This window comes from Shewanella sp. 11B5, from assembly GCF_002836795.1.
GTDB lineage: Bacteria > Pseudomonadota > Gammaproteobacteria > Enterobacterales > Shewanellaceae > Shewanella > Shewanella frigidimarina.
On sequence record NZ_PJAP01000365.1, the window covers coordinates 1 to 8,154 of the forward strand.

Below are 8,154 nucleotides of genomic sequence, written 5' to 3' on the forward strand. Positions count from 1 at the left end.
GATAACCTCTGCTTAAAATAACTCGTCATTCTCAAGTAAATTATTGAGTTCTTTTTCCACTTTAATTCTAATTTCATGCTCAATTTTAACATTTAAGTTAATGACAATTGGCTTGTCTGGTGGCTCTATCTTTACGGTAGGCGTACAAGCTGATAACCATAACGATGCCATTATGGTGCTGATACTGACTAAATATGTCGATGAATATTTCACGTGGACGATCCTTTTATGCTGCTATTGGACTTTTGCTTCAATTTTGCTTTGTAGCTGATTACCGATCTGAGTACTTTTGTATAATTGAATTAAGTTTTCTTGGTGAGAGTAATTAAGGTGAACAGGGCGCTCAATGTCACGGCTGTTACCTTTTACTGCAATATTAATCTGTGCATCGCCGTTGGGTATCATGTCAAAGGTGCTCGACAATTCAGTATAGTTAAGATGCTCAAGTGCGGTAAAGACTAATCCAAGATAAGGCTGAGATAATTCTAGCTGATCCATTGCAGGATTTCCGGCAACTTCAATTAATCCTCCAGGTGCTCGCGCAGCCAGTTTGCCACCAGTAACAGTCACTTTGCCATCAACCAGTACCGCGGGTAATACGCCATCAAATAAGCCATTGGCTTTAACACCCACTTGCGGTTGCTCTTCTAAGAATTTTTCTAGACTCAACCCTTGTAATAATAAGTATCCATAAGATTTATCATGCAGTTTTAGCACAAACTCAGGTAATAAAAAGCGTCCATCAAGCATGTCGCCGCTGGCGGTAAGGTTGATGTTGGTCTCGCTTAACCCTGTAACTTGCTGTAACCAATTGGCCGGTGCTTTATTGCCGTCTTTGTTAAGTTCGATATCGGCATTCAAATTTAAGTTTGTTAGCGATAAACCAAGCTTAGCTTGCTGCAAACTGATTGCGGTTTGTGGGCAGACTAATTGACTGTGGGCAAAGTGTTTCTCTGCTGCTGGAGTATTAGGGCCATCGTGAGTTTGCTGCCAGTTAAATTGACATTGGGCAAACACGTCACCACCGTTAAAGGTTTTATCTTCCCATTGACCTGACAAAGATGACAACTGTTGTTGAATTTTCATTTCAAACTGACTGGTGTTGCCTATTTCGCTTAACGCAAAACCTGCGATTAGTTTGCTGTGGCCTTGAATTGTAAAGTTATCTGGCAGGGGTTGGACTTTTTGTAATGTCTTGATTGCTGTTTCAATATCGGTATCAAAAGTCCATTGGCCAGCTAATGATAATGGGCTTTTTTTATCGGCAAATTTAAGTAAGTGATAACTGCTTAAGTTAAGGGTGTCGAGTTGCCATTGTTCGCTACCGACCAGTAATCCTTTGGATAAATTGAGTTGCTGAGTAACCGTAATCTTATACAGTGCAAGTAGTGGTTGACGGCGACTTTTTCCTAGTTGCTTGGTGATATCGAGTTTATTGATTCGCCAAGCGATGTCGTTGGTTGCAGGGTTTTGTAGCCAACGTTCTAGCGACTTGTCGATGGGCTCATCCTGAAGTAACGCTAAGGTTATGCCTTGATTGATAGCAATATCGGCTTTTTTAACCGAGGCCAGTGTAGTCGATAGCTTACTGTTGTCCACTTGGGTAGCTTGTTGAACGATCATTTGGCCAATTTGCAGCGTAAACGGAGATAGATTGAGTTGAGTATTATTTTGTTTGAATGACATGGTCGAGGTGTCATTGAGTACAAGCTCGAATGATCCCAATTGTGCTGAGGTTTTTTTGGTCTGCTTGGTATGTTGTTCATTCTCACTGTTAATACTGCGCAATATACTTGTGTTGTTGACAGCTACGCTGGAGCTTGGCAGTAATGATAGTTCGAGTTGATGTTGTTGCCACTGCGATATTTGACCGATTAGACTCACTTTAGCATCAGACAAAGACAACAGCTCTAACGGGATCTCAGGGAATAAGGCTTTAATATCGATAAGACTTGTAGCCATTGTGGTTACTGGTGTTGGTTCGGATACATTCTCACTGGACGTTACAGTTATATCGTCAGCGGCGAGTGTGTTGATTGGCTGTTGTTCTGTCTTGGCTGTTCCTTCCAGGGTCGACAATGCCATACCCCAATCGAAGTGGCTGCTAAATTGTTGATGACTATTGAATGTGGTGTGCGCCAGCTTTAATTTGCTTTGGAGCAATAACCCTTCAATGCTGACGCTTAGGTCAGGAATTGACACCTGCAGAGGTAGAGCATCATTTTGCAGCGGGATAACGACTTCAATAGGATAAGCCATGTCGACATCGATGCTGGCTAGCTGAGAAGTCGATTTAGGGGTTAATTTGTCAATGATATGAATTATTTGATTGGCGTTCTCACCAGTTAATAATGCAATTAATTTACTTCTGTCGTCTTGTGAGGGCGACAGTTGATAATTTAGCGGTGCAATATCTAATTTTACTGCGAAGGCATCAGTGGTTTTACTGTTGTCTAGTGAAGCCGTTACAGGGTAGTTGCCCAAATTCAACATTGCTTTAACAGGTTGTTGCGGCGAAAAATAAACACTGGGCCACAGTTGTGAGTGCAAAGATAAACCGTCTATTGATTGCTGGCTGCTCATCTCGCCGCTGATTAAGTTAATTTTACTATTGGCCGTCCATTGGCCTTCGATGGTGACTTGTTGTTGACGAATAGGTTGTAGAAGTTGTAATAGCTGCTTATGCAAGCCATAAAGCATATTATTGCTTTGCACTTGTTGTGATTGCTGCTTATTGTTTAATAAGTTTAAATACTGTTCTAACGAATTAAGTCCTTGATAGCTTAGCCCTAAATCAACTAGGGTGTTAAATTGCCAGGCACGCTTGTCTAAGGTGGCATCTAGGCTAAATAGCGGGAAATCATTAAAGCGCCACAAGGTATTTAGTTGACCTTTTTGGGTCAAGGTAAGCTTGTCCATCTTTAAAGTGTGTTGCTGTGGGAGATCTTTATCCAGCACTGGCAGCTTAATGTTAATTTCACCTAACTCAATCGTAGGTAATTTTGCGAGGTTGAGTTGCATCGCCGCTGGTGATTCTTCAGTTTGTTGTGATTGACGAATGAAAAAACTGTCACCTAAATCAACGTACACACTTTGGGTTTTGATACTAACGATATCGTCGGCGTTGATTTGTTGGTTTTTAAGAATTTGCAGGCTGTCGCGTAGCTCAAGATTAAACTCTTGGATGGCAATATGACTATCTTCAATTTTTAAGACTAATCTGGGGATCCGAATATGATTAAATGAGACATATTCGGCATCAAAATTAAGCACTTCTATGTGGTTGTCGGCCAATAAGTTGTTGAGTATTTTGACCGTAAGAGGTTTGGCATTTTCGATAATGGCCCACACTAACGCTACCGTACAAAACAGAACAAAGAGTAAAATCTTGTTAAGGGTCGATATGCGCAATAGTGACTCGCTTTATGTTTGCTTGTTCATGGATAACGATGTGCCCGTTAATAATGTCGCTTTTTTCATTTGAATTTGACTACAAGATTGATTAACACGCTCATGGTCATAACTTTATTCATTATCTGATCTTCAACCGAGATAATATGTGTGTCAGCAGTTGTTGATTAACCGTCATTTTTGATTGAAATTTTTGGCTGTTAAATAATCAAATAGCCCAATAAACAATTGTTTGCTTAATATCGTGTACACAGAGGTTTAATCTTATGTACATTGAAAACTTAATCTTATGCACATCAAAGTGTTAATTAGCTTAACATGGTATTAGCTGCAGATTGTTAAAATATAATACATTATTAATCTCGGTTTTATGCAGAGAAAACATAATAAAAAAGGCGCTCATTAGCGCCTTTCATTTATCTTAACATTCAAGATAATAAGTTACTGTTATTTATCCAAGCAATGGCTCTACAACCATATGTTGAAGCTCAATCGGTGCAATTGCATGCAGAGCATCCATAGCCGCGCCGACCAAGGTAATTTTACCTACTGATGATTCAACTAATACCGCGCGCTTTATTTCGCTGTATTGACGGTTATTGCGGATTAAATTGGATAGAGCCATTTGCATCGGTTGCATTGATGGATTGAATGCCGCACTTTCAGCATAACGACCACAGAAAGTGGCGCCATCGTTGGTTTCTAATACTACAGCTGCATTATTATTAGTGTAGGGTGCGTAACTGAGGCCCATTTGATCAATGGCTTCGATGATCATTGGGTCATCTGAATCACAATTAAATTCTTGCTCGCGCTTACATAGCAATGGCACTGTCACATCTAAGTCTGACGGTCCAAACGCATAAGGTAAATAATGCGCTAATGTTTGGGTCTCTTGATTTGGCAGGTGAATATTAATCTTACTGCCATTGACCAGTTCGTTCATAAATTGACGACAATGACCACAAGGGCTGAAATTTACAATAATATCAACAATTTCAGTTTCACCGCTCAACCATGCATGGCTGATGGCACTTTGTTCTGCATGAACACTGTGAAATAACGCTTCACCGGGTAATTCTAAATTAGCGCCCATGTACAAGTCGCCACTGCTACCTTTTGCAATAGCGCCGACATAAAACTCACTTATTGGAGGGTTAGCGAGTGCTGCGGCAATAGGTAATAAATCCATAAGCACTTGTTGCTCTGTTTTACCACTTGCATTAACTAGGCCTGCAAATTGACTTGCATCAATATGACCGCAAAATTGGTCATGTAATAATGGTACCAGCGCATTGGCCAAAGGCTTGTCTAGTTGAGTAATGCTCTCTAAAAAACGATTTTGCATTCCCTTAATCCTTAGATGAAATAAATTGGATAAAAATAAAATTTACTATAACGACTGTAAATATTGATATAGGGCTTTTAATAGCTTTTGTTTGTGTTCATTCTCGCTGGTTTCTTCAACCAGGTTTTCGAGTTTAATCACATAATCGGCATCCGATAAGCGTTGTTGACAGAAATCTCGCCATTTACGGGCTTCACTGTCGCTTAATGTTTCTGGATAATTACGTGCCCGAAAACGAAATAACATTTCATTGATCCGTGGATCATCAAACTGCAATGCTAATGCCGCTAAATTATGTGGTGCGGTATGGCAAATAATGTCTATTTTGGTTTTATCAGCATGGCTGAAAAATCCACCGCTATATAGCATTAAATCAGGATCGGTTATCGCTTTACGATCTGATTCAAGTTCAAATACTTGGTTAAGCTTTTCGCGCAATTCTGGATGGTTTTTTAAGCGTTTATATTGCTCACGTGCGAATGCTTTATCAAACTGTAATTTTTCAGCTACCTCGTCGTCAAGTAATTTTGGCGAACCGATAAAAGGACACTTGTTGAGGTGGATCTGTTTGAGTGGTATCGCGAGCTCGTTTTCAGCTAAATTTTGACGCGATGTATACATGCGGTCGTTTATTTCTTGAGCTGATAGTTCTAATAATGGTGAGATGTCCATGGCCAAATTAATGCATATCACCGCATTTTTATTAGTTGGGTGATACGCCACTGGCGCAATTAATGTAGTACAGCCTTGTAACGCGCTAATCTTTGAACTGACATGAACCAAAGGTTGCATTTTTAGGACATCAATATGGTCTGCAACTGCTTGTTTACGTCTTAAATTAAAATAGTATTCGTACAACTTTGGGTGTGTCTGCTTTATCAATTTAGCCATTGCTATAGTGGCATAAACATCTGACATGGCATCATGCGCTTTTTCATGACTTAAGCCATTCGCCTGGGTAAGCAACTCAAGCTTAAAACTCGGTGAGCCATCTTCTTTCTTTGGCCAATTAATTCCGTCTGGGCGAAATGCATAGCAAGCCCGAACCAAGTCAATGATATCCCAACGAGAATTACCGTTTTGCCATTCTCGCCCATAAGGGTCGATAAAATTACGATAGAAACCATAACGACTGACCTCATCATCAAAACGTAATGAGTTATAGCCCACAACACAGGTGTTGGGTTGGCTAAACAGCGTATTAATACGTTTCATGAACTCAGCTTCTGGTACACCCTTAAGGTTGGCCAGTTGTGGAGTTATCCCCGTAATTAATATGGCTTCAGGAGACGGTAAATAGTCAGGCGCGAGTTTGCAATAAAAGGTTTCAGGTTCGCCGATAATGTTGAGTTCTAGATCGGTTCGAATACCCGCAAACTGAGACGGACGATCTTTGCTTGGGTTTGCCCCGAATGTTTCATAATCGTGCCAGAATAACGTGGGTTGAATTGCGTTAGCCATAGTAAATATAAGATCCTTTTCGCGATTAGAACAATGTTAACATTTATCAGCATAAAAAAATGATAATGAGGTAGCCTTCAATATGATTTTTCTAATATAACCTTGTTTACTGATGACTAATGTGGATTTGCTGGTTACAATTTAGTGAAGTAACAAAGGAATATTGTATGCATCATCATGTATTTACTCAACCAAGTGTTAGTGAAATAACTCAACCGACGGCGTTGACACTTCGTTTACCAGACAGTGTGAGTGATTTATTAGTACTATCAACGATGAGTAATCCTTTAGTTGAATTTGTGGTTAGTCAAGTTGAGCATAAGCAAACAACACTCATTTTACGTGTCCAACCGTTTTTGACTTTTGCTTTTGAGCATACACCAACAAATATTAAAACGCCGACTCAACCACGATTCGTGGGGCAGGGGATTAAATTATATCCTTCAATGGGAGTTGCTCCACGTGTGTGTATTGAGCAACTCAGAAATGGAGTGACGATTAATATTCACGCTGATGGAGATGTTCATTTTAGCGTATCTGCCGAAGCCCGTTTTGAACTAGTGACGTTAGAAAATGACTTGCGGATATTGAGTGAACCTCAAGCCCTAGTAATGGCTAAAGCGATATTAGGACGTAAGTTTGATTATGATGAGCCTTCTACCATGCTTGCGGTTCACATAAGTGAGTTAGAGCAAGTTCGACGAGAATTACGTGATTATCTTCGGGGCGAGTCGGGCAAAATCCATCCAGGTGTCTCAACTGAGCTACTAAAACTCGATCATTTATTGCAAAATAAGCATCAATGGTTATTACGGACATATCATCAGTCATTAGAGCGTTCAAATTTAGGCCGCTCGTCTAATGAACAATTTTTTAATAATGAACAATTACAACGTAAATTGGATTGTTTTGAACTTTTAGCCCCTAAAGACGTGTCGGAAATGGTCAATAAGCTGTGTGATGACGATCTTTAATTTTTCAGTAACTCTAGAGCCCACCCATGTCTTATATTTGCCCTATTTGTAGCGCACCATTAGTACAACAACAAAATTCTTGGCAATGTGAACAGCGCCATCAATTTGATTGTGCTAAAGAAGGTTACGTTAATTTACTGCCTGTACAAAAAAAGAAAACTAAAGATCCCGGTGATAACAAAGAAATGATGATCGCTAGACGAGAGTTTCTTAATCAAGGCTTTTATCAACCGTTAAGCGACAAAGTAAATCAGTTAGCGCTAGAATTTGCTGGAGATGCTACTAAGGTGCTCGATATAGGTTGTGGCGAAGGGTATTACAGTCATCGATTATTCGAAACGTTGCAATCTGTGGTTAACCCCCAGAGTGAGTTTTATGGTTTAGATATTTCTAAGTCTGCCATTCGCTATGCGGCTAAACGCTATTCTGGGTTACATTTTTGTGTGGCAAGTGCATTTGAAATGCCTTTTGCTGATGACAGTTTTGATTTAGCGATACGTATTTATGCGCCGTCTAAAATTGAAGAGTTACAGCGGGTGATAAAACCAACCGGAATACTCATTACCGTTTCTCCTGGGCCGATGCATCACTATGCGTTAAAACAGAAAATTTATAGTGAACCCAAATTGCATCCACAAGAGCCTATGGTGTTAGATGGCTTTACTTACTTAGGACACCAAGCGTTAGCCTATTCATTAACACTAACTCGTGCGGAAGATATTGGTCATTTCCTTAATATGACACCTTACGCATGGAAATTGAGTGATTCACAGAAGTCTCAGATAATAGAGCAAGGGCTCGAGTGTGAGATAGATTTTAAAATCGAAATTCATAAACGCGAACAATAAACGATCAGATAATTGATATAAATAACTATTTGATGCTCAAAGATAAACCGTTTTGTCATGACACTAATTAAATACCATTGTTTGGTTGATCTTTGTTGACTTATCCCGAAAA

The 8,154-nt window shown here is 39.8% G+C and carries 6 protein-coding genes; 2 read left to right on the forward strand and 4 right to left on the reverse strand.

Annotation, left to right across the window (positions count from 1 at the left end):
* Positions 1 to 12: 12 nt before the first annotated feature.
* From CXF78_RS08125 to sbcB, 4 genes are all read right to left on the reverse strand, one after another.
* Positions 13 to 171, reverse strand: a complete 159-nt coding sequence (locus CXF78_RS08125) for a YnbE family lipoprotein (RefSeq protein WP_081430160.1) — start codon at positions 169 to 171, stop codon at positions 13 to 15.
* A 63-nt stretch (positions 172 to 234) separates the two neighbouring features.
* On the reverse strand, positions 235 to 3,411 hold the full coding sequence (locus CXF78_RS08130; protein ID WP_145991395.1) for an intermembrane phospholipid transport YdbH family protein: 3,177 nt from the start codon (positions 3,409 to 3,411) through the stop codon (positions 235 to 237).
* A gap of 451 nt (positions 3,412 to 3,862) precedes the next feature.
* Positions 3,863 to 4,759 (reverse strand): cytidine deaminase, encoded by an 897-nt coding sequence (gene cdd, locus CXF78_RS08135; RefSeq protein ID WP_102036479.1) that lies wholly within the window; start codon positions 4,757 to 4,759, stop codon positions 3,863 to 3,865.
* A 45-nt stretch (positions 4,760 to 4,804) separates the two neighbouring features.
* The gene (gene sbcB, locus CXF78_RS08140) at positions 4,805 to 6,220 is read right to left on the reverse strand and encodes an exodeoxyribonuclease I (protein ID WP_102036480.1); all 1,416 of its coding nucleotides are present in this window, start codon (positions 6,218 to 6,220) and stop codon (positions 4,805 to 4,807) included.
* 167 nt (positions 6,221 to 6,387) lie between these two features.
* Between sbcB and CXF78_RS08145 the strand changes: the two genes are divergently transcribed.
* Together CXF78_RS08145 and rlmA are read left to right on the forward strand one after the other, a co-directional pair.
* Positions 6,388 to 7,194 (forward strand): hypothetical protein, encoded by an 807-nt coding sequence (locus tag CXF78_RS08145; protein ID WP_011637158.1) that lies wholly within the window; start codon positions 6,388 to 6,390, stop codon positions 7,192 to 7,194.
* 26 nt (positions 7,195 to 7,220) lie between these two features.
* Positions 7,221 to 8,042 (forward strand): 23S rRNA (guanine(745)-N(1))-methyltransferase, encoded by an 822-nt coding sequence (gene rlmA, locus CXF78_RS08150; RefSeq protein ID WP_102036481.1) that lies wholly within the window; start codon positions 7,221 to 7,223, stop codon positions 8,040 to 8,042.
* Positions 8,043 to 8,154 lie beyond the last annotated feature (112 nt).